Source organism: Brevirhabdus pacifica (assembly GCF_002797755.1).
Taxonomy (GTDB): Bacteria; Pseudomonadota; Alphaproteobacteria; order Rhodobacterales; family Rhodobacteraceae; genus Brevirhabdus; species Brevirhabdus pacifica.
Genome location: NZ_PGFI01000011.1, coordinates 1447302 through 1465395 on the forward strand (window position 1 = coordinate 1447302; position 18094 = coordinate 1465395).

At 66.6% G+C, this 18094-nt stretch carries 18 protein-coding genes; 6 read left to right on the forward strand and 12 right to left on the reverse strand.

The annotated features are described in order from the left end of the window. Positions 1 to 116: 116 nt before the first annotated feature. The 5 genes from CLV77_RS07025 to CLV77_RS07045 form a co-directional block, all read right to left on the reverse strand. The gene (locus CLV77_RS07025; RefSeq protein WP_076978646.1) at positions 117 to 1409 is read right to left on the reverse strand and encodes a branched-chain amino acid ABC transporter permease; all 1293 of its coding nucleotides are present in this window, start codon (positions 1407 to 1409) and stop codon (positions 117 to 119) included. After that, positions 1409 to 2422, reverse strand: a complete 1014-nt coding sequence (locus tag CLV77_RS07030) for a branched-chain amino acid ABC transporter permease (protein ID WP_076978645.1) — start codon at positions 2420 to 2422, stop codon at positions 1409 to 1411. The genes CLV77_RS07025 and CLV77_RS07030 overlap by 1 nt, the downstream gene beginning before the upstream one ends. A gap of 6 nt (positions 2423 to 2428) precedes the next feature. Continuing rightward, the gene (locus CLV77_RS07035; RefSeq protein ID WP_076978644.1) at positions 2429 to 3172 is read right to left on the reverse strand and encodes an ABC transporter ATP-binding protein; all 744 of its coding nucleotides are present in this window, start codon (positions 3170 to 3172) and stop codon (positions 2429 to 2431) included. Next, positions 3169 to 3945: an ABC transporter ATP-binding protein gene (locus tag CLV77_RS07040; RefSeq protein ID WP_076978643.1), complete on the reverse strand. Its 777-nt coding sequence runs from the start codon at positions 3943 to 3945 to the stop codon at positions 3169 to 3171. Before CLV77_RS07040 ends, CLV77_RS07035 begins: the two co-directional genes overlap by 4 nt. A gap of 64 nt (positions 3946 to 4009) precedes the next feature. Next, the gene (locus CLV77_RS07045; protein WP_076978642.1) at positions 4010 to 5203 is read right to left on the reverse strand and encodes an ABC transporter substrate-binding protein; all 1194 of its coding nucleotides are present in this window, start codon (positions 5201 to 5203) and stop codon (positions 4010 to 4012) included. A 265-nt stretch (positions 5204 to 5468) separates the two neighbouring features. Here CLV77_RS07045 and CLV77_RS07050 point away from each other — a divergent pair, with 265 nt between their 5' ends. Beyond that, entirely contained in the window at positions 5469 to 7019 is a 1551-nt protein-coding gene (locus CLV77_RS07050; protein WP_076978641.1) for a trimethylamine methyltransferase family protein, read from the forward strand. A 52-nt stretch (positions 7020 to 7071) separates the two neighbouring features. On the opposite strand, the gene CLV77_RS07055 is transcribed toward CLV77_RS07050, so the two are convergent. Further along, entirely contained in the window at positions 7072 to 7359 is a 288-nt protein-coding gene (locus CLV77_RS07055; RefSeq protein ID WP_076980922.1) for a DUF6477 family protein, read from the reverse strand. 214 nt (positions 7360 to 7573) lie between these two features. Here CLV77_RS07055 and CLV77_RS07060 point away from each other — a divergent pair, with 214 nt between their 5' ends. Continuing rightward, positions 7574 to 8767 (forward strand): DUF6456 domain-containing protein, encoded by a 1194-nt coding sequence (locus tag CLV77_RS07060; protein ID WP_076980921.1) that lies wholly within the window; start codon positions 7574 to 7576, stop codon positions 8765 to 8767. Between the two features lie 88 nt (positions 8768 to 8855). Here CLV77_RS07060 and CLV77_RS07065 read toward each other — a convergent pair whose 3' ends face one another. After that, positions 8856 to 10367, reverse strand: a complete 1512-nt coding sequence (locus tag CLV77_RS07065; RefSeq protein ID WP_076978640.1) for a catalase — start codon at positions 10365 to 10367, stop codon at positions 8856 to 8858. A 96-nt stretch (positions 10368 to 10463) separates the two neighbouring features. On the opposite strand from CLV77_RS07065, the gene CLV77_RS07070 reads away from it, so the two are divergent. Next, positions 10464 to 11402, forward strand: a complete 939-nt coding sequence (locus CLV77_RS07070) for a hydrogen peroxide-inducible genes activator (RefSeq protein WP_076978639.1) — start codon at positions 10464 to 10466, stop codon at positions 11400 to 11402. A gap of 174 nt (positions 11403 to 11576) precedes the next feature. On the opposite strand, the gene CLV77_RS07075 is transcribed toward CLV77_RS07070, so the two are convergent. Next, positions 11577 to 12125 carry a peroxiredoxin gene (locus CLV77_RS07075; RefSeq protein ID WP_076978638.1) on the reverse strand — a complete coding sequence of 183 codons (549 nt, stop codon included), beginning with the start codon at positions 12123 to 12125 and terminating at the stop codon, positions 11577 to 11579. 317 nt (positions 12126 to 12442) lie between these two features. Here CLV77_RS07075 and lipA point away from each other — a divergent pair, with 317 nt between their 5' ends. Beyond that, positions 12443 to 13393, forward strand: coding sequence for a lipoyl synthase (gene lipA / locus CLV77_RS07080; RefSeq protein ID WP_076978637.1), 951 nt, complete (start codon positions 12443 to 12445; stop codon positions 13391 to 13393). Between the two features lie 33 nt (positions 13394 to 13426). Here the strand turns inward: lipA and CLV77_RS07085 are convergent, their stop codons facing one another. Both CLV77_RS07085 and CLV77_RS07090 read right to left on the reverse strand, forming a co-directional pair. After that, positions 13427 to 14365 carry a cytochrome c gene (locus CLV77_RS07085; protein WP_236861005.1) on the reverse strand — a complete coding sequence of 313 codons (939 nt, stop codon included), beginning with the start codon at positions 14363 to 14365 and terminating at the stop codon, positions 13427 to 13429. Between the two features lie 53 nt (positions 14366 to 14418). After that, complete coding sequence (locus CLV77_RS07090; RefSeq protein ID WP_076978635.1) at positions 14419 to 14895, reverse strand: c-type cytochrome; 477 nt, start codon at positions 14893 to 14895, stop codon at positions 14419 to 14421. 93 nt (positions 14896 to 14988) lie between these two features. Between CLV77_RS07090 and CLV77_RS07095 the strand changes: the two genes are divergently transcribed. After that, positions 14989 to 15870: a LysR family transcriptional regulator gene (locus tag CLV77_RS07095; protein ID WP_076978634.1), complete on the forward strand. Its 882-nt coding sequence runs from the start codon at positions 14989 to 14991 to the stop codon at positions 15868 to 15870. 24 nt (positions 15871 to 15894) lie between these two features. Here the strand turns inward: CLV77_RS07095 and CLV77_RS07100 are convergent, their stop codons facing one another. After that, positions 15895 to 16077 carry a hypothetical protein gene (locus tag CLV77_RS07100; protein ID WP_076978633.1) on the reverse strand — a complete coding sequence of 61 codons (183 nt, stop codon included), beginning with the start codon at positions 16075 to 16077 and terminating at the stop codon, positions 15895 to 15897. Between the two features lie 185 nt (positions 16078 to 16262). Here CLV77_RS07100 and CLV77_RS07105 point away from each other — a divergent pair, with 185 nt between their 5' ends. Then, positions 16263 to 16760, forward strand: coding sequence for a type II toxin-antitoxin system RatA family toxin (locus CLV77_RS07105; RefSeq protein ID WP_076978632.1), 498 nt, complete (start codon positions 16263 to 16265; stop codon positions 16758 to 16760). Between the two features lie 94 nt (positions 16761 to 16854). On the opposite strand, the gene CLV77_RS07110 is transcribed toward CLV77_RS07105, so the two are convergent. Continuing rightward, positions 16855 to 18036, reverse strand: a complete 1182-nt coding sequence (locus CLV77_RS07110) for an ammonium transporter (protein WP_076978631.1) — start codon at positions 18034 to 18036, stop codon at positions 16855 to 16857. Positions 18037 to 18094: the final 58 nt, after the last annotated feature.

Sequence of the window (18094 nt, forward strand, 5' to 3'; positions counted from 1 at the left end):
GAAAATCTCTTGTCTGGTCGATCGGCTGATTGGGGCGGCAAGCAGGCCGCCGGGCTTCTCCCGGATATAGTCCTTTTGCGCACGGGCGCAGAATTTTCTGCGCCCGTGCCGTAACGCTACCTTTCGGGAAGCAGGCCGCGCGGGCTGAAACGCAGCACCACGAGCAGGATCACGCCCATGGTCAGCAGGCGCATGTGGGCCGCTGACTCGATCAGGTGCTGGCGCAGCGGATTGCCGCCGTCCATGCCCGAGGTCACCAGCTCCATCACCCAAAGGCCGATGGGTTCGACCTGGACCCAGAGGAACCAGATCAGGAAACCGCCCAGCACCGCGCCCAGGTTGTTGCCCGAACCGCCGACGATCACCATCACCCACACAAGGAAGGTGAAGCGCAGGGGCTGGTAGCTGCCGGGGGTCAGCTGACCGTCGAGCGTGACCATCATCGCCCCCGCGATACCGCAGATGGCCGAGCCCAGCACGAAGATCTGCAGATGCCGCGCGGTCACATCCTTGCCCATGGCGGCGGCGGCGGTCTCGTTGTCGCGAATGGCGCGCATCATCCGTCCCCAGGGCGAGTTCAGCGCCATCTGCGCCAGCCACAGCAGCGCCAGCAGCACCAGCGCGAACAGTCCCGCATAGGCCAGCTTGACCGTGATCGACGAGGCGGTGACCGGATCGATTCCCCAGTCGCGGGCCCGCGCCACGAAGCTTTCCGAGGATTGCAGGTCCACCTCGTAGGGAACGGGTCGGGGCAGGCCGATGACGTTCTTGACGCCCCGGCTCAGCCAATCCTCGTTCTTGAGAACGGCGATGATGATCTCGGCGATGCCCAGCGTCGCGATCGCCAGATAGTCCGAGCGCAGCCCGAGGGCAGTCTTGCCGATGGCCCAGGCCGCACCCGCTGCCAACAGCGCGCCCGCGGGCCAGCCCAGCAGCACCGGCAGGCCCAGACCGCCCAGATAGCCGGTGGAGGAGGGGTTCACCGCCTCGATCGCCTCGACCGCCGGGTCGAGTATCGCGCGGAACAGGAAGAACCCGACGACCAGCACCGCGACCGTTGCCAGGGCGCGGGACCAGCCCGGGCGCATGGCGCGCCGCAGGGCGATGGTGGCCACAACAGCCCCGGCGCCTGCCAGCAGCGCCAGCAGGATGCGCGGACCGCCGGCGGACCAGGCGTCGGGCGTGGGCGGCATGCCGACCAGCACGGCGGCCAGACCGCCAAGCGCCACGAAGCCCACGACGCCCACGTTGAACAGGCCCGCATAGCCCCATTGCATGTTGACCCCCAGCGCCATGATCGCGCTGATCAACCCCATGTTGAAGATCCCCAAGGCGACGTTCCACGACGAGGTGAAGCCGGTGACGACGAACAGCAGCCCCACCAGGGCAAAGAGAAACACGGTGCGCATCAGACGGCCTTTCCGCGGAAGAGGCCGGTCGGCCGGAACAGCAGGACGATCACCAGGATCACGAAGGAGACGGCGAACTTGTAATCCGTGCTCAGAAGCTGGACGAGGCCGTCGGGCTCCCACGCCTCGGGCAGCAGGTAGCCCGCCACCTTCTTGAAGGCATAGGTGATGGCCACCTCGGAGAAGGCGATGATGAAGCCGCCTGCAATGGCCCCCAGCGGACTGCCAAGGCCGCCGACGATCGCGGCCGCGAAGATCGGCAGCAGCAGCTGGAAATAGGTGAATGGCTTGAACGACTTGTCCAACCCGTAAAGCACGCCCGCGATGGTCGCCAGCGCCGCCACCAGAACCCATGTCAGCATGACCACCCGTTCGGGGTTGATGCCCGACAGCAGGGCCAGATCCTCGTTGTCGGAAAAGGCGCGCATGGATTTGCCGGTGCGGGTGCGCTCGAGAAACCAGAAAAGGAAGGCCACGACGATCACGGCCGTGACGATGGTGATCGCCTGCGAGCTGCGGATCGCGAGCCCCTCGTCAAGGCCGGTCATCTGCTTGAAATCCCGTGCCGAGATCAGGAAGCGCGCGCCGTCGGCGAAGTTCTGGTCATCGGGACCGATGATGAAACGCACCAGCCCGTTGTAGACGAACATGACCCCCATCGAGACGATCACCAGGAAGACCGGTTTGGCCTTGGCCCGGCGATAGAAGCGGTAGACCGTGCGGTCTGTCACCAGCACCAGCAGCACCGTCGCGGCGACGCCGGCGGGCAGGGCCAGCAGCGCCGTCGGCAAGGGACCAAGGCCGATGCCCTGGGATTGCAGCCACCAGGTCACCAGGATCGTGCTCATGGCGCCGAAGGCCATGGTGTCGCCATGGGCGAAGTTGGAAAACCGCAGGATGCCGTAGATCAGCGTCACGCCAAGAGCGCCAAGCGCAAGCTGGCTGCCATAGGCCGTGGCCGGGATCAGGATGAAATTGGTGATCGCCACGAGGGCGTTGAGGATATCGGACACGGGCGATCAGCCTCCCAGGAATGTGCGGCGGACCTCGGGGTCGGCCAGAAGGGCCTTGCCGGTGTCGGTATAGGCATTGGCACCCTGCACCAGGACATAGCCGCGATGGGCGATCTCAAGGGCCTGGCGGGCGTTCTGTTCGACCATCAGGATCGAGATGCCGGTGCGGGCGATCTCGATGATGCGGTCGAAAAGCTCGTCCATGACGATGGGCGACACGCCTGCGGTCGGCTCGTCCAGCATCAGCACGCTGGGCTTGGTCATCAGGGCGCGGCCCACGGCCACCTGCTGGCGCTGGCCGCCCGACAGCTCGCCTGCGGGCTGGCGGCGCTTGTCGCGCAGGATGGGGAACAGGTCATAGACCTGCTCCATCGTGGGGCGGATATCGTCGCGGCGCAGGAAGGCGCCCATCTCAAGGTTCTCCTCGACCGTCATCGAGGTGAAGATGTTCGAGGTCTGGGGCACGAAGCCCATGCCGCGCGACACCCGCTCTTGCGGGCTGAGGGCGGTGATGTCCTGCCCGTCCAGCCGCACCGATCCCGAGTGCAGGTCCAGCATCCCGAAGACGGCCTTCATCGCGGTGGACTTGCCGGCGCCGTTGGGCCCGACGATCACGGCAATCTCGCCACGGTTCACGGCGATGGTGCAGCCATGAAGGATGTCGGGACCGGTGCCGTAGCCGCCGGACATGGCCTCGCCGATCAGGAAGGGCGCGTCCCCGGCAAGGGGGGCGGATGCATGTTCTGTCATGTCTCGACCTTGTTCTTCAGCCCGGTGCCCAGGTAGGCCTCGATCACGGCTTCGTTCTGCATGATCTCGTCGGCCTTGCCCTGCGCAAGGACCGAGCCGGAGGCCATCACGATCACCGGGTCGCAAAGGCGCGCGATGAAATCCATGTCATGTTCGATCAGGCAGAAAGTGTAGCCGCGTTCGCGGTTCAGCCGCTGGATCGCCTCGCCGATGGTGCGCAAAAGCGTGCGGTTCACGCCGGCACCGACCTCGTCCAGAAAGACGATTTTGGCATCGACCATCATCGTGCGCCCCAGCTCCAGCAGCTTCTTCTGGCCGCCCGACAGGTTGCCGGCGAGTTCATGCGTGAGATGAGAAATGGTCAGGAAGTCCAGAACCTCGTCGGCCTTTTCGGCCAGCGCGCGTTCCTCGGCGGCGATCTGGCCGCGCCGGAACCAGGCGTTCCACAGGGTCTCGCCGGTCTGGGCGGCGGGGACCATCATCAGGTTCTCGCGCACGGTCATGGTGCTGAACTCATGCGCGATCTGAAAGCTGCGCAGCAGGCCCTTGTGAAACAGCTGGTGCGGGGCAAGGCCGGTGATGTCCTCGCCATCCATCAGCACCTGTCCCGAGGTCGGCTTGTGAACCCCGGCGATGACGTTGAACAGCGTGGACTTGCCCGCGCCGTTGGGGCCGATCAGGCCGGTGATCGAGCCTGTCTCGATCGTCAGGCTCGCGTCGTCAACGGCGCGGAACCCGCCGAACGACTTCACCATGTTGCGCACTTCGATCATTCATCAGTTCCATTTATGCAAACAGCCCGGCAAAGCCGGGCTGTTGCGTCGTAAAGTTCAGAGATCAGCGATACTTGACGGTCTCGATCTTGCCGTCCTTGATGGTGATCTCGCGGTAGCTGCCGGCGGATTCACCCGGGCCGATCAGCTCGACTGCGGTGGCGCCAACATAGTCGATGTCGCCGCCGTTCTTCAGGATTTCCAGCGCCTTGGCCAGCTCACCGGGGAAGATCTGCTCGCCGGGGGCGTTGGCGACCATCTCGATCTTGTCCTTGTAGTCGCCGGGCTCGGCCGAACCTGCGGCCTGCATGGCCAGCATCATCAGCGCCGCGGCGTCATAAGCCTCGGGGGTGAAGGGCGAGGAGGCGTCAGCGGCATCGCCGGCCAGTTCCTTGAACTTGTCGCCGCCGGGGCTGTCGGTGCCCGGAAGCTGACCCGAGGAGCCTTCGATCTCGTCGCCGAACTTCTCGGTCAGCGCGTCGCCGATCATGCCGTCGGGGAAGTGGAACGTGTCGAAGGCGCCGGCGTCCAGCGCCGCGCGGACGATGCCCGAACCGCCCTGATCGACATAGCCCACGACGACCAGACGCTCGCCACCGGCGGAGTCAAGTGCACCGACCTCGGCCGAATAGTCGCCCTTGCCGTCCTCATGCGCGGCGCTGATCGTGACCTTGCCGCCGGCCTTCTCGAAGGCGGCTTGGAAAGCGTCGGCCAGACCCTTGCCGTAGTCGTTGTTGGTGTAGGTGACGGCGACTTCCTTGACGCCCTGTTCCATCAGCACGTCGGCCATCACCTCGCCCTGACGGGCATCGGAGGGGGCGGTGCGGAAGAACAGGCCATTGTCCTCGGCTTCGCTCAGCGCGGGCGAGGTTGCGGAGGGCGAGATCATCACGATGCCGTTCGGCACGGCCACGTTGGCCAGAACCGCGCCGGTCACGCCCGAACAGTCGGCGCCCATGATGCCCTTGATGCCGTCATCGGTGATCTGACGCTCGGCCACGGCGGTGGCGGCGCTGGCGTCGACACAGGTCGAATCGCCGCGCACGGGCGTCACGGTCGCGCCGTCCAGAAGCAGGCCCGACTCGTTCACTTCGGTCATCGCCAGCTCGGCGCCGGCGGCGATCGAGGGGGTCAGCGATTCGATGGGGCCGGTGAAGCCCAGCAGCACGCCGATCTTGATCTCGTTCGAGTGGCTGGCGGCAAGGCCCGGACCGGCCAGCAAGGCAGTGGCCGCAGAGGCCAGAAGCAGCTTTTTCATTTGATATTCTCCCTGTTCGGACAAAAATCCATTGCGCTAGCTAAACCAAAGGCCGTGGCCCCGTAAAGCAGCAGTTTAACCAGATGATCAAGCCGATCGGCCATTCCCGGGGCAGGCGGCCGTAACGTCATGCAACCGGTCACGGTGTCGCTTTCCATCCTGATCCGCCGCAATCCGAGCGAGGCGCCGCCGCGAGGTGCGCTAGACCGGGCGTGAACCGGGCCGCCGCAGGCCCGCAACCAGACGTGAACGCGAGGCTGCCTAGATGAGTGAAACCGCACAACCCGCCCGCAGACGTACCCGTGGCGGCGGTGGGGCGGCCCGCCGGGCCGAGCGCACGGCCGTCCGCTTCGAGACCGCGCCCGCCATCCGCCGCCGCATCCCCGATCTGGAGATCCTGGACGAGGAGGCGCTGGAAATCATCGAGCGCAACGCCGAGACCGTGCTGGAAGAGATTGGCGTCAACTTCGTCGACAACCCCGGCGCGCTGGAGCTGTGGCGCGAGGCCGGCGCCGACGTGCGCGGCGAACGGGTGCACATCCCCCGCGGCCTGGCCCGCAGCCTGTGCGCCACCGCGCCCTCGCAATTCACCCAGGTCGCTCGCGACCGCAACAAGGACGTCGAGATCGGAGGCCGCAATCTGGTGCTGGCGCCGGTCTACGGCCCGCCCTTCGTGCGCGATTCCGAAGGCGGGCGCCGCTATGCCACGATGGCGGACTTCGAGAAATTCGTGAAGCTGGGCTACATGTCCAAATGGCTGCACCACTCGGGCGGCACCGTGTGCGAGCCGACCGACGTGCCGGTCAACAAGCGTCACCTTGATATGCTGTTTGCTCACATGACCCTGTCGGACAAGGCCTTCATGGGATCGGTCACCGAACCCTCGCGGGCGCAGGACTCGGTTGATATGTGCGAGGTGCTTTTCGGTGCCCATTTCGTGCAGCAGAACACCTGCATGACCTCGCTCATTAACATCAACTCGCCGCTGACGTTCGACTCGGTGATGATGGGCGCGCTTGAGGTCTTCGCGCGCAACAACCAAGCCTCGATCATCTCGCCCTTCATCGTGGGCGGCGCGATGGCGCCGGTTTCGGTTGCGGGCACGCTGGCGCAGGTGCTGGCCGAGGTGATGGCGGGCGTGGCCTACAGCCAACTTGTCCGCAAGGGTGCGCCGGTGATCTTCGGTGCCTTCGTCACCTCCATCGACATGAACTCGGGCGCGCCCACCTTCGGCACCCCCGAGGCCGCGCAGATCACCTATGGTGCGGGGCAACTCGCACGGCGTCTGGGGCTGCCCTACCGCTCCGCCGGGTCGTTCTGCGGCTCGAAGCTGCCTGATGCCCAAGCCGCCTACGAGACGGCGAACTCGCTCAACACAGGGCTGCTGTCCGGCGTGAACTTCATGCTTCATGCCTGCGGCTGGCTTGAGGGCGGGCTTGTGGCCTCGCCCGAGAAATTCGTGCTGGACGCGGATCAACTCGGCGCGCTGCATCACATGGCGCGGGGCGTCGAGATGGACGAGAACGCCCAGGCGATGGATGCGCTGCGCGAGGTGGGGCCGGGCGGGCACTTCCTGGGCTGCGCCCATACCCAGGCCAACTTCAAGACTGCCTTCTGGCGCAGCGAGGTCTTCGACTACAAGCCCTTCGAGACCTGGTCCGAGGAAGGCGCCCGCGACAGCGCCACCCTTGCGGCCGTGCGCGTCGACAAGCTGCTGTCCGATTACCGGCAGCCCGAGATGGATCCTGCGACCCACGAGGCGCTGCGCGACTTCGTGGCCCGCCGCAAGATCGAGATCGACGGCCGCAGCGGCTGACGATTGATCCCGGCCCGGCCCCCGCGCGATCGGGGGCCGGGCCGGCCACGGTTCAGGCCGCGCCCTGACGGCGCAGCCTTGCCTCGCCGATCAGGGCGACCAGCACCTCGATATGGCGGCTTACGCTGTAGGCGGCGTCCCCCTCGCGCCGGGCAGATTCCAGCGCATCTTCCTGATCCATCAATCGGTCCAGCGCCCGGTCGGGCGCGGGCGGCCTGTCGGTTGCCAGCAGCCTTCGCAAAAGCTTGCCGCGATCATAGTCGCGCAGCGCATGGCGCGCGGCACGGATCAGAAGTCGTGGCCGGCGCAGTGCATCAAGCCGTGTCGAAACGTCATCCATGTCCATCCCCCAAGTTGGTCCAGGACCGTCATCATGGCGACGGGCGGGGTGCTGTTGCGCGCTGGGGGATGTGCCGCGCCATGGTTTAACCAATGTTTAGCGAATGGAAACAATTTGAGCCAAATTGGTATGATTTAACGAGTAAGTAAGACAATCAAACGATGTTTCCGCCGGTGAACCAAGGGGTTGGAGGGCGATGGGACATCAACCGGACATGACCGGAGGAGGCCGCGCGCTGCGACTTCCGGACTGGGTGCCCGAGGACGTGCGCCTCTACCTTCTCCATGTCGAGGCCGGCGCCAGCCTGCGCGGCCTGGCACGGGGAAGACGGGTGCATGCCTCGACCGTGCTTCGCCAGGTCCGGCGTTGCGAGACCCGGCGCGACGACCCGCTTTTCGATCAGGCATTGAACGAGATCGGACAGGCCTGCGGGCGCGTCCCCTCCGCCCCTCGGGGTCACGGCATTTCACATGAAAAGAATATTGAGGAATCCGCGCCCATGACGACGATGATCCGCTCCACCACCTCACTCGATCAGGACACCATCGAACGGGAGGCGCGTCGCATCCTGCGCCGCCTGTGCGAAACCGGCGCCTCGCTGGTCGTCTCGCCGGGGCTGGCCAAGGCCGTGGTCCTGCGCCGGACCGAACCGGATCAGGATCCGGTTCGCACGGCGGTCCTCGACAACGAGGTCGCGCGCGCCTTTGCGGTGAAGGAATGGATCGCCTGCGCCGCCAAGGGGCGCATCGCCCGCTACGAGATCACGACCGTCGGGCGCGCGGCGCTGAAGCGGCTGCTGGCCCAGGCCCGCGGCGGACGGGCAGAGGGCACACCGCCGCCCGATGACAAGGCGGGCGTGGACGGGGCCGAGGGGATCCAGCCCTTTGCCGATCAGCACCGGGACTGGGCGCCTGAGGATCATTCGGGCCCCATTCCCGCCGCCGGCCAGGCGCCGCGCCGGGCGCGTTACAACCTGGCCGAGTCGCCCTTGCTGGCATTGTCGCGCCGGCGCGATGCCAAGACCGGCCAGGCCTTCCTGCCGCCCGAGCTGGTGCGCGCGGGCGAGCGTCTGCGCGAGGATTTCGAGCTGGCGCAGATGGGGCCGCGCGTGGCCCAGAATTGGGACAGGTTTCTCAGCGGGGGGGATCGCGGCGCCTATGGCGCGGGCGGGGCAGGGCACGGCCCCCAGGCGGCCCGGGACCGGGTGATGGCGGCGCTGTCGGCGCTGGGGCCGGGGCTGGGCGACATCCTTTTGCGCTGTTGCTGTTTTCTGGAGGGGCTGGAGGCCGCCGAGAAGCGAATGGGCTGGTCGGCCCGGTCGGGCAAGGTCGTGCTACGCATCGCCCTGCAACAGCTTCACGCCCATTACGATAGCCTGCCCGAGGGCAATTCGCGCCTGATCGGCTGATCCCCGGCGCCCCCGTCGCAATGCAAAAACGCCCGGCCGATTGGCCGGGCGTTTCCATTTGTCGGCTGCCCCTTGCAGGGCGCGCGGTTTACTCGGCCGCCTCGGTCGGGGTCTCGTCGCTGACCGGGATCGCGTTCACGTCCGAATCCGAGGCCGCGTCCGCCGCCCGCACGCCGGCGGCGTAGTCGGGATGCACCTTCTCCAGTACCGCCAACCAACGATCCTTGACGCTGCGCGAGCAGGGGCCGAAGGCCGCCGCCATGTTCTTGTGCAGCCGGTCACGCTCGGCATCGTTCAGCACCTCGGCGTAAAGCTTGCGGGGCTGGACGTAATCGGCGTCGCTTTCCTGCTGCACGTAGCGGTCGGCGTCGCCGTTGATCCGAAGCGGAGGCTCGGCCACCGACGGATCGGCCACGGGGCCGCCATACTGGTTCGGCTCGTAATAGGCGTCGGGGTTGCCGAAATCATTGGTGAAGAACCGCATGGTGCCGTCCTTGTGGTAATGATTGAGCCCGGCCGCGGCCTTGGGCGCGTTGGCCGGCAGCGCCTCGTAATGGGTGCCCAGACGATAGCGGTGGGCGTCGGCATAGGAAAAGACCCGCGCCTGAAGCATCTTGTCGGGGCTGTAGCCGATGCCGGGCACCTTGTTCGAGGGGCTGAAGGCCGCGTTCTCGACCATCTGGAAATAGTTCTCGGGGTTGCGGTCGAACTCGAGCATGCCGACGGGGATCAGGGGGTAGTCGCCATGCGGCCAGACCTTGGTCAGGTCGAAGGGGTTGAAGCCGCAGGTCTCGGCCTCGGCCTCGGGCATGACTTGGATGTTTAGCTCCCAGCGGGGGAAGTTGCCGTCCTCGATCGCGTTGTAGAGGTCTTCCTGATAGCTTTCGCGGGTCGACCCGATCAGCTTCTCGGCCTCGGCATTGGTGTAGTTCTGGATCGGCTGCTGGCAGCGGAAGTGGAATTTAACCCAGTGGCGCACGCCGTCCTTGTTCCACATGGAATAGGTGTGGCTGCCGTATCCGTGCATGTGCATCGGGTTCACCGGAATGCCCCGGTCAGACATCAGGATCGTCACCTGATGCACGGATTCGGGCTGAGCCGCCCAGAAATCGAACATCGCCTCGGGGCTGCGCAGGTTGGTCTTGGGGTGGCGCTTCTGGGTGCGGATGAAGTCGGGGAACTTGAAGGCGTCGCGCACGAAGAAGATGGGGGTGTTGTTGCCCACCACGTCCCAGTTGCCCTCATTGGTGTAGAACTTCAGCGAAAAGCCCCGGACGTCACGCTCGGCATCGGCGGCGCCAAGCTCACCGGCGACGGTGGACCAGCGCGACAGGATCTCGCATTCATTGCCCACCTTCGAGAAGATGTCGGCACAGGTGTATTGGGTGATGTCGTGGGTGACCCGGAACGTGCCCTGCGCACCCCAGCCCTTGGCATGGACGACACGCTCGGGGATCCGCTCGCGGTTCTGGTGGGCCAGCTTCTCGACCAGCTGGTAGTCCTGAAGCAGAACGGGACCGCGCTCGCCCGCCGTGGCGCTGGTGTTGTTGCTGGGAACCGGGGCCCCCGCGGTGGTTGTCAGGCGGTTCTTGTCGGACATGGTCGTCTCCTCCGATGAATGGGTTCGGGCGAAGTATGACGGGGCGGGGATATAAATAGAAATTGTATTATCTTTGCGGTGCGATAATTTAAGATTATGGACATCACCCTTCGCCAGCTTAGCTATTTCGTGGCCCTTGCCGATACGCAATCGTTCAACATGGCCGCCACGCGGGTCAATGTATCGCAACCGGCCCTGTCCCAACAGATCAAGGAGATGGAGCAGCGCCTGGGCACTATCCTGGTCGAACGTCTTCCGCGGGAAATTCGGCTGACCCGGTCGGGGCAGGCGGTGCTGGTGCGGGCGCGCCAGCTTCTGGCCGACGCGCAGGATCTGCGGCGAGTGGCGGGGCTGGGCCGTGGATTGGCGGGGGCGCTGCGGCTGGGGGTGATCCCGACGATCGCGCCCTATCTTCTGCCCGTGGCGCTGACCCGTCTGAAGGCCGCCGACCTGACCCTGGACATTCGCGTCCGCGAGGCGATGACCGGCCAGCTGGTGACCGACGTGGCCGAGGGACGCCTGGATGCGGCAGTGATGAGTCTGCCGATCACCGCCCCGACATTGCGCGCCATCCCCTTGTTTCGCGACCGGTTCGTGTTGGCGGGCTCACGCTCGCGCCTGGCCGGTATGGACCGGGCGCAGGAGCATCTGCGCCCCGACACGCTGCCGCAGGACCAGCTTTTGTTGTTGGATGAGGGGCATTGCCTGGCCGACCAGGCGCTGGAGGTCTGCGGCATGGGGCGCGACGGGCGCAGCCTGGATCTTGGCGCCTCGTCGCTGTCGACCCTGTCGGGGCTTGTCGCCCAGGGGTTCGGCCTGACCCTGCTGCCCGAGATTTCCCTGCCCACCGAAACCCGCGCCGCGCCCGAGCTTGCGACCCGCCGCTTCACCGCGCCCGAACCCGCCCGCCAGGTTGCCCTGGTCCACCGGCTCAGCACCCCCGACGACGGCTGGCTGGGCGAGTTGGCCGACACCATGCGCGAAGCCGGAGAGGAATTGATTCGCCACGCCGCCGGTCTGCCGCAGGCGGCCTGAGGGCCGGGCCAGGCCACGGAGCCATGCGCAAGGGGCATTCGTCAGCTGCCATTGGCGTTGCGGATGCTGCGCCTGCATCCATGCTTGGCCAGAGCCTTGGGGAGAGCACGAAAAAACCCGCCATCCGGGGGATGGCGGGTTGCAAACGCGCGCGGCGCTGAGTGCCGGTTGGCCTTAAGCGGCGCGGCTCTTGGCGGCGTCACGCAGGTAGGCCAGGACCGTCTCGGGCGAGGACTCGCCATAGGGGTCATCGGCGCAGTTGTCCTCAAGCCCCGGCTCCTGGAACCAGGCCTCGACCTTGCCGTCGTCGATGACGGCGGCATAGCGCCACGAGCGCAGGCCGAAGCCCAGGTTGTCCTTGCGAACCAGCATGCCCATGCGGCGGGTGAACTCGCCCGCGCCGTCCGGGATGACCTTGATGTTCTTGATGCCCTGGGCCTCGGCCCATTTGTTCATCACGAAGGAATCATTGACGGAAAGGCAGTAGATCTCGTCGATACCCTGCTCGCGGAACGCCTCGAAATTATCCTCGAAGCCCGGCAGCTGGTAGGTCGAGCAGGTCGGGGTGAAAGCACCCGGCAGGGCGAAGAGGACAACGCGCTTGCCGCCGAAATAATCCTGGGTCGTGCGGTCTTCCCAGCGGAAGGGGTTGTCGCCACCAAGCGACTCGTCGCGTACGCGGGTGTGGAAGGTCACGTCGGGAAGTTCGTTGCGGGGTTTCATCAGCTTCTCCTGTAGTTCTGCACGTCAGCGGGACTGAACGCCGATCACGAGGGGGTTCGACCCCGACAACGCACGTCCCCGGGGATGGATCCCCGTTTTCACGGCTTGATGTGGACCATCTGCCGCCCCGAAACAAGGTCACCGGGGCCTAAAGGGGCGCGGTTATTGCGCACATGCAGCATTGCGCGGGGTGCAAGGCGGAATTCCGCGGGATCGGCAAGACAATCGCGCGCGAAGCGGATATATCCGGCCTGACGCCTACGGTCGCACCGGTTGCCGGAGCCGTCGCAATGCCCGCCAAACGGAAAGGGTCCGTCATGCGCGATCTTCGCCTGCCCCAGGAGCGCCACCCCGAGAAGGCCCACCGGCCCGACAACGCCCAGCCGAAGAAACCCGACTGGATCCGGGTGAAGGCGCCCACCTCGGAAGGGTATCGCCAGACCCGCGACATCATGCGAGAGCACAAGCTGTCCACCGTCTGCGAAGAGGCAGGCTGTCCCAACGTCGGCGAGTGCTGGTCCCAGGGCCACGCCACGATGATGATCATGGGCGAGATCTGCACCCGCGGCTGCACCTTCTGCAACGTGGCCACCGGCAAGCCCCAGGCGCTGGACGTGTTCGAGCCGGGGCGCGTGGCGGATGCGGTCAAGAAGCTGGGGCTGAAGCACGTGGTCATCACCTCGGTCGACCGGGATGACGTGGACGACGGCGGGGCCGAGCATTTCGCCCAGACGATCCGCGCCGTGCGCCGTCAGGCCCCCGGCACCACGATCGAAATCCTGACCCCCGATTTCCTGAAATGCGACCCCTCGGTCGTCAAGATCGTGGTGGACGCCCGGCCGGACGTCTTCAACCACAACCTCGAGACGGTGCCCGCCCTTTATCCCGGCGTCCGCCCCGGTGCGCGGTACTTCCATTCTCTGCGCCTGTTGCAGCGGGTGAAGGAGATGGACCCCTCGATGTTCACCAAGTCGGGCATCATGGTCGGTCTGGGCGAGGATCGACAGTCGGTGTTGCAGGTCATGGACGACATGCGCGCCGCCGACATCGATTTCCTGACCATCGGCCAATATCTGCAACCCACCCCCAAGCATCACCGGGTCGACCGGTTCGTCACCCCTGACGAGTTCGCGGGCTACGAGCGGGCGGCCTTCGGCAAGGGGTTCCTGATGGTCTCGGCCACGCCGCTCACACGCTCAAGCTATCACGCGGGCGACGATTTCGAGCGGCTGCGCGCGGCGCGTCAGAAAAAGCTGGGCATCAGCTAGGCGGCGTCACAGCACTGGCTTGCCCTCGGCGCATCATTTCGCCCCGTCACCCGTGCCTTCGCTCCCGGCGGGCAGGGATTTCAGGTAGGCGGCGATCGCCTTCAACTCGGTCTCGGGCAGTTTCGACAGGTTCTCCACCACCTCGGCCATCTCGGCGCCGGCGGTGTCGTATTCGGGCGTGAACCCGGTCTTGAGATAGTTTGCGATATCGGCCTCGGACCAGCTCAGCCCGCGCGGCGTGATGTCGGGGATGCGCCCCTTGCCGGTCGGGTTCGGCGCCCCCGACAGCCAGGCGCCGCGATCAATGCCGCCCAGTGCGTTGCGCGGCGTGTGGCATTCGCCGCAATGGGCCAACGCCTCGACCAGGTAGCGGCCGCGCGCGATCTGGGGCTCGGCGGCATTCGCGACGACCCAGTCGTGATCGACGAAAAGTCGTTTCCAGATTCCCATGTTGCGCCGGATGTTGAAGGGAAAGCCGATCTCGTGCGGCTGGCTCGGGGTGGCATCCGCCGGCAGGCCCCGCAGGTGCGCGACCAGCAGCGCGATGTCGGCCGGATCGGCCCGGCCATAGGTCGCGTAAGGAAAGGCGGGGTAGTAATGGGCGCCGCCCGGCGAGATGCCCCGCATGATCGCGTTCATCAACTGCGCGTCGGTCCAGGCGCCGATCCCGGCCTTCGGGTCGGGTGAGATGTTGGGCGCGACGAAGGTCCCGAAGGGGGTCGCGAAACGCTTGCCCCCCGCAAGGACGGGGCGGTCGGCGGGTTCGGCCCCCGGTGCCGCGTGGCACGAGGCGCAGCCCGCCGCGTCGAAGACCTGCTGCCCGCTCAGCCCCGATGCGCCGGGGGTCGCGGCGCCCCCGGCCTCGACCGCCTCGGCGGCGGCAAGCGCGCCGCTAAGCTGCGCGCCGCTCAGCGGGGCCGGCCGGGTCAGCAGCCAATAGGCGCCGAGCCCGACCGCCAGAAGCCCCAGCATGACGAGGCCCGCGCCAAGACCCCTGCGCCCGGCCCCCATGCCCGTGCGCCCGATTACTCGGGCTTGCGGAAGGGCTTGTGGCACCCGCCGCAGGACTTGCCCACGTCACCCATCGCGCCCTGAAGCGCGGCCAGGTCGGTGCCCGCGGCCTCTTCCAGGCTCATGGTAGCCTGGATCAGCGCGTCCTGGGCGGTCTCGAACTCGTCCATCTTGGTCCAGATGTCGGGCAGGGCGCGGGTCTTGAGCGCCTCTGCGTCGCTTCCCTCGGGCCAGTAGCGGGTCTGGTCGACCGAGGCGAGGGCCGAGAGGTTGGCGGCGGCGGCTTCGGCGGCCGAGGCGTCGTAATCGACCTCGCCCTTGGCCATGCCGCCCAGCAGCCCGAGGTTGAAGGCATAGAGCTTCATGTGGGCCTGACGCGCGGCAACCGCATCTTCCAGCGCCTTGGGATCCATGTGGGCGGCGCCGAGAACGGCCGTCGCGGTGACCGTGGCGCCAAGCAAGCCGGCCAGTAGCAGGGAAGAATGTCTCATGAGAATCTCCTGAGGGAACGAGGTTTTGCACGGGAATCTTATCTGTGATTATACTGGCGGACAGACTGAAATTTTGCATTGATCGGTGTAAATTTGCACAAGTCCGGATGGGATGACTTCCGATATGTGCTGGCGGTCGCCGAGATGGGGTCGGTCTCATCCGCAGCGCGCCGGCTGGGGGTCAACCACGCCACCGTCCTGCGCCGCGTCGCCATGTTCGAGGAGCGCTGGGAATGCCCGGTGTTCGAACGCACGCCGCGCGGCTACGTGGTGCTGCCCGACCGTCTGCGCCTTATCGAGGCGATCCGCCAGATCGACGGGGCGGTCTCGGCGGCCGAGCGTCAGATCGGCGGCATCCACAGCCCCCTCAGCGGGACGGTGCGCGTCACCTCAACCGACACGTTCTGCCACGCGGTGCTGCCGCCGCTTCTGTCCGGCCTTTGCGGCGAGGAGGATGAGTTGAGCGTGCAGCTTATCTGCTCCAACGGGCCGGTGGAGCTGGGGCGGCTGAAGGCCGACCTGACGGTGCGCCCGACCCAGAACCTGCCCGAGGACCTGGACGGGATCTGCGCCGCGCAACTGGGATTTGCCGCCTATGCCGGCATCGGCGCCGAGGATGACGCGCTGCCCTGGCTGGAGCTGGGCGGCGTGCTGCGACGCTCGGGCCCGGCGGAGTGGATGGAGGCCAACGTGTCCCCCGACCGGGTGGTCGGCGGGGCGGACAGTTTCATCACGCTGCGCGAGATGGCGGTCGCGGGGCTGGGCCGCGCGCTGCTGCCGTGTGTCATCGCCGATGCCGACCCGCGCCTGCGCCTGTTGCGGGACACGGCCCGGGGGCTTTCGGTGCCAATCTGGGTCGCCTGCCACGCTGAGCTGTCGGAGGTGCCGCGCATTCGCGTGGTGCGCTCACGCCTTGCCCAGGCACTGGAGCGGCAGGCCGACCGGCTGCTTGGTGCGGCGGGGCAGGCGGGCTAGGCCCCCGGGCCGCCGGGGCACCGGTCAGAGTTTCGGCACCCGGCTGACCGGAGCATTGACCTTCAGCCACTCGGGCCAGCCCACGAAATACTCGACCGCTCCCAACGCCAGCGCCACCGCGACCACGCCCAGCACCAGCTTGACCCGGGCCGCGCTTGGCGGGTTGTGGGCCCATTTGGCCATGCGCAAAAGCCAGCGCTGGTTCATTGCATCCTCCTGCGCGGATCGGATCCGGGGGCTTCGGGGGGCGGGGAGAGGCCGGCGCCGGACCGCATTCCGCTTGCACCCGGCTGGCATCATTGATTTTCATGGCTTAAACAAATCCGCGCCCGCCGCCAAGTCCGGGGCGCGCAGGGCCCGGGCCGGGCCGCACAGACGAGTTCACGGAGCACATGCCCACACATTCCGAACAGAAGATCCTGCCCTACACCGCCGCGCAGATGTTCGCGCTGGTGGCCGATGTCGAATCCTACCCAGAGTTCCTGCCGTGGTGCGCGGCGGCGCGCATCCGGTCGCGCCGACCCTTCGACGGCACGCCCGTGGCGGGCGACACGCCTGCCGGCGACAAGGCCGAGGGCGCCGAGGTTCTCGAGGCCGACCTGGTCATCAGCTTCAAGGTCTTCCGCGAACGTTTCGGTAGCCGGGTCGTGCTGTGGCCGCGCGAGTATCGCATCGATACCTCCTACCTCGACGGGCCCTTTCGCTACATGGAAAGCCGCTGGCAGTTCACAGACCTTCCCGAGGGCGGATGCAGCGTCGATTTCCACGTCGATTTCGAGTTTCGCAACAGGGTGTTGCAGGGTGTCGTCGGAGTGGTTTTCAACGAGGCGATGCAGCGGATCGTGCGCGCGTTCGAGCGGCGCGCGGCCGAGCTTTACGCCCAGGGCTGAGGCGGGCCCTGCGGTTCGATTGATCCGGTTAAACGAAAAACGCGGGCCTTTCGGCCCGCGTTTTCCTTGTCTGAAATAGTGGCGTGGCGTGGCCTCAGCTCACGTGGTCATAGGCCCGTTCGCCATGCACGGCCAGATCCAGGCCGGTCACTTCGGTCTCGGCATCCACGCGCAGCGGCGTCACCAGCCCGACCAGTTTGATCAGTACGATCGTGCCCACGACGGTGAAGATCCCGACGATGGCCAAACCACCCAACTGCGCGACCCAGCTCCCGGCACCGAAAGCCGCGATCATGATCGTGCCGAAGATGCCGCCCACGCCGTGCACGGCAAAGACGTCCAGCGTGTCGTCGATCTTGAGTTTGTTGCGCACAAGGTTGACCGCCTCCTGGCAGAGGATGCCGGCCACGGCACCGATGATCAGCGCCTCCATCGGACCGACGAAGCCCGAGGCGGGGGTGATCGAGGCCAGACCCGCGATCGTGCCGGTGACGATGCCGACCAGCGAGGCCTTGCCATACTTGATCCGCTCCCACAGGGCCCAGGTCAGCGACGCGGTCGCGGCCGAGATATGGGTCACTGTCAGCGCCATGGCAGCACCGCCGTCGGCGGCAAGCTGGCTGCCGCCGTTGAAGCCGAACCAGCCGACCCACAGCATCGAGGCGCCGATCATCACGTAACCGGGGTTGTGGGGCGGCTTGGAGCGGTCGCGGCGCGGCCCCAGGAAGACGGCGATCAGCAGGGCCGCGATGGCCGCGGTCTCGTGCACGACGATGCCGCCGGCGAAATCCTTGACCCCGGTCTCTCCGAAGATGCCGCCGTCGGCCAACATGCCGCCGCCCCAGATCCAGTGCACCACCGGCGCATAGATCAGCAGCATCCACAGCCCCGAGAACAGCAGCACGAAGCCGAAGCCCACCCGCTCGACATAGGCGCCGACGATCAGGGCGGGGGTGATGATGGCGAATGTCATCTGGAAGGCGAAGAACAGGATCTCGGGCAGGGTGCCCGACAGGGTGTCGGCGTCGATCCCGGCCAGGAACAGCTTGTCCAGGCCGCCCCAATACCCGGTGTCGCCGCCGCCGAAGGCGATGGAATAGCCGACCGCGAACCACAGGACGCTCATCAGGCAGGCCACGGCATAGCATTGCATGAAGACGCTGAGCACGTTGCGCGCGCGCACCAGGCCCCCGTAGAACAGTGCGAGCCCCGGCAGGGTCATGAAAAGCACCAGCGCCGTCGCCACCGTTATCCAGGCAGTATCCGCACCATTCATCTTGCTTCCTTTCGACATTTTGGCAGGTTTGGGTGCCAATGGCCGACAGACGGGCGCA

What these genes read in the sequence shown, in the direction of transcription:
- CLV77_RS07040 (WP_076978643.1), bottom strand. Translation starts at nt 3,945, where the DNA reads ATGATCGAAGTGCGCAACATGGTGAAGTCGTTCGGCGGGTTCCGCGCC.
- CLV77_RS07055 (WP_076980922.1), bottom strand. Translation starts at nt 7,359, where the DNA reads ATGGATGACGTTTCGACACGGCTTGATGCACTGCGCCGGCCACGACTT.
- CLV77_RS07105 (WP_076978632.1), top strand. Translation starts at nt 16,263, where the DNA reads ATGCCCACACATTCCGAACAGAAGATCCTGCCCTACACCGCCGCGCAG.
- CLV77_RS07070 (WP_076978639.1), top strand. Translation starts at nt 10,464, where the DNA reads ATGGACATCACCCTTCGCCAGCTTAGCTATTTCGTGGCCCTTGCCGAT.
- CLV77_RS07025 (WP_076978646.1), bottom strand. Translation starts at nt 1,409, where the DNA reads ATGCGCACCGTGTTTCTCTTTGCCCTGGTGGGGCTGCTGTTCGTCGTC.
- lipA (WP_076978637.1), top strand. Translation starts at nt 12,443, where the DNA reads ATGCGCGATCTTCGCCTGCCCCAGGAGCGCCACCCCGAGAAGGCCCAC.
- CLV77_RS07060 (WP_076980921.1), top strand. Translation starts at nt 7,574, where the DNA reads ATGACCGGAGGAGGCCGCGCGCTGCGACTTCCGGACTGGGTGCCCGAG.
- CLV77_RS07110 (WP_076978631.1), bottom strand. Translation starts at nt 18,036, where the DNA reads ATGAATGGTGCGGATACTGCCTGGATAACGGTGGCGACGGCGCTGGTG.
- CLV77_RS07035 (WP_076978644.1), bottom strand. Translation starts at nt 3,172, where the DNA reads ATGACAGAACATGCATCCGCCCCCCTTGCCGGGGACGCGCCCTTCCTG.
- CLV77_RS07050 (WP_076978641.1), top strand. Translation starts at nt 5,469, where the DNA reads ATGAGTGAAACCGCACAACCCGCCCGCAGACGTACCCGTGGCGGCGGT.
- CLV77_RS07075 (WP_076978638.1), bottom strand. Translation starts at nt 12,125, where the DNA reads ATGAAACCCCGCAACGAACTTCCCGACGTGACCTTCCACACCCGCGTA.
- CLV77_RS07065 (WP_076978640.1), bottom strand. Translation starts at nt 10,367, where the DNA reads ATGTCCGACAAGAACCGCCTGACAACCACCGCGGGGGCCCCGGTTCCC.
- CLV77_RS07045 (WP_076978642.1), bottom strand. Translation starts at nt 5,203, where the DNA reads ATGAAAAAGCTGCTTCTGGCCTCTGCGGCCACTGCCTTGCTGGCCGGT.
- CLV77_RS07100 (WP_076978633.1), bottom strand. Translation starts at nt 16,077, where the DNA reads ATGAACCAGCGCTGGCTTTTGCGCATGGCCAAATGGGCCCACAACCCG.
- CLV77_RS07090 (WP_076978635.1), bottom strand. Translation starts at nt 14,895, where the DNA reads ATGAGACATTCTTCCCTGCTACTGGCCGGCTTGCTTGGCGCCACGGTC.
- CLV77_RS07085 (WP_236861005.1), bottom strand. Translation starts at nt 14,365, where the DNA reads ATGCTGGGGCTTCTGGCGGTCGGGCTCGGCGCCTATTGGCTGCTGACC.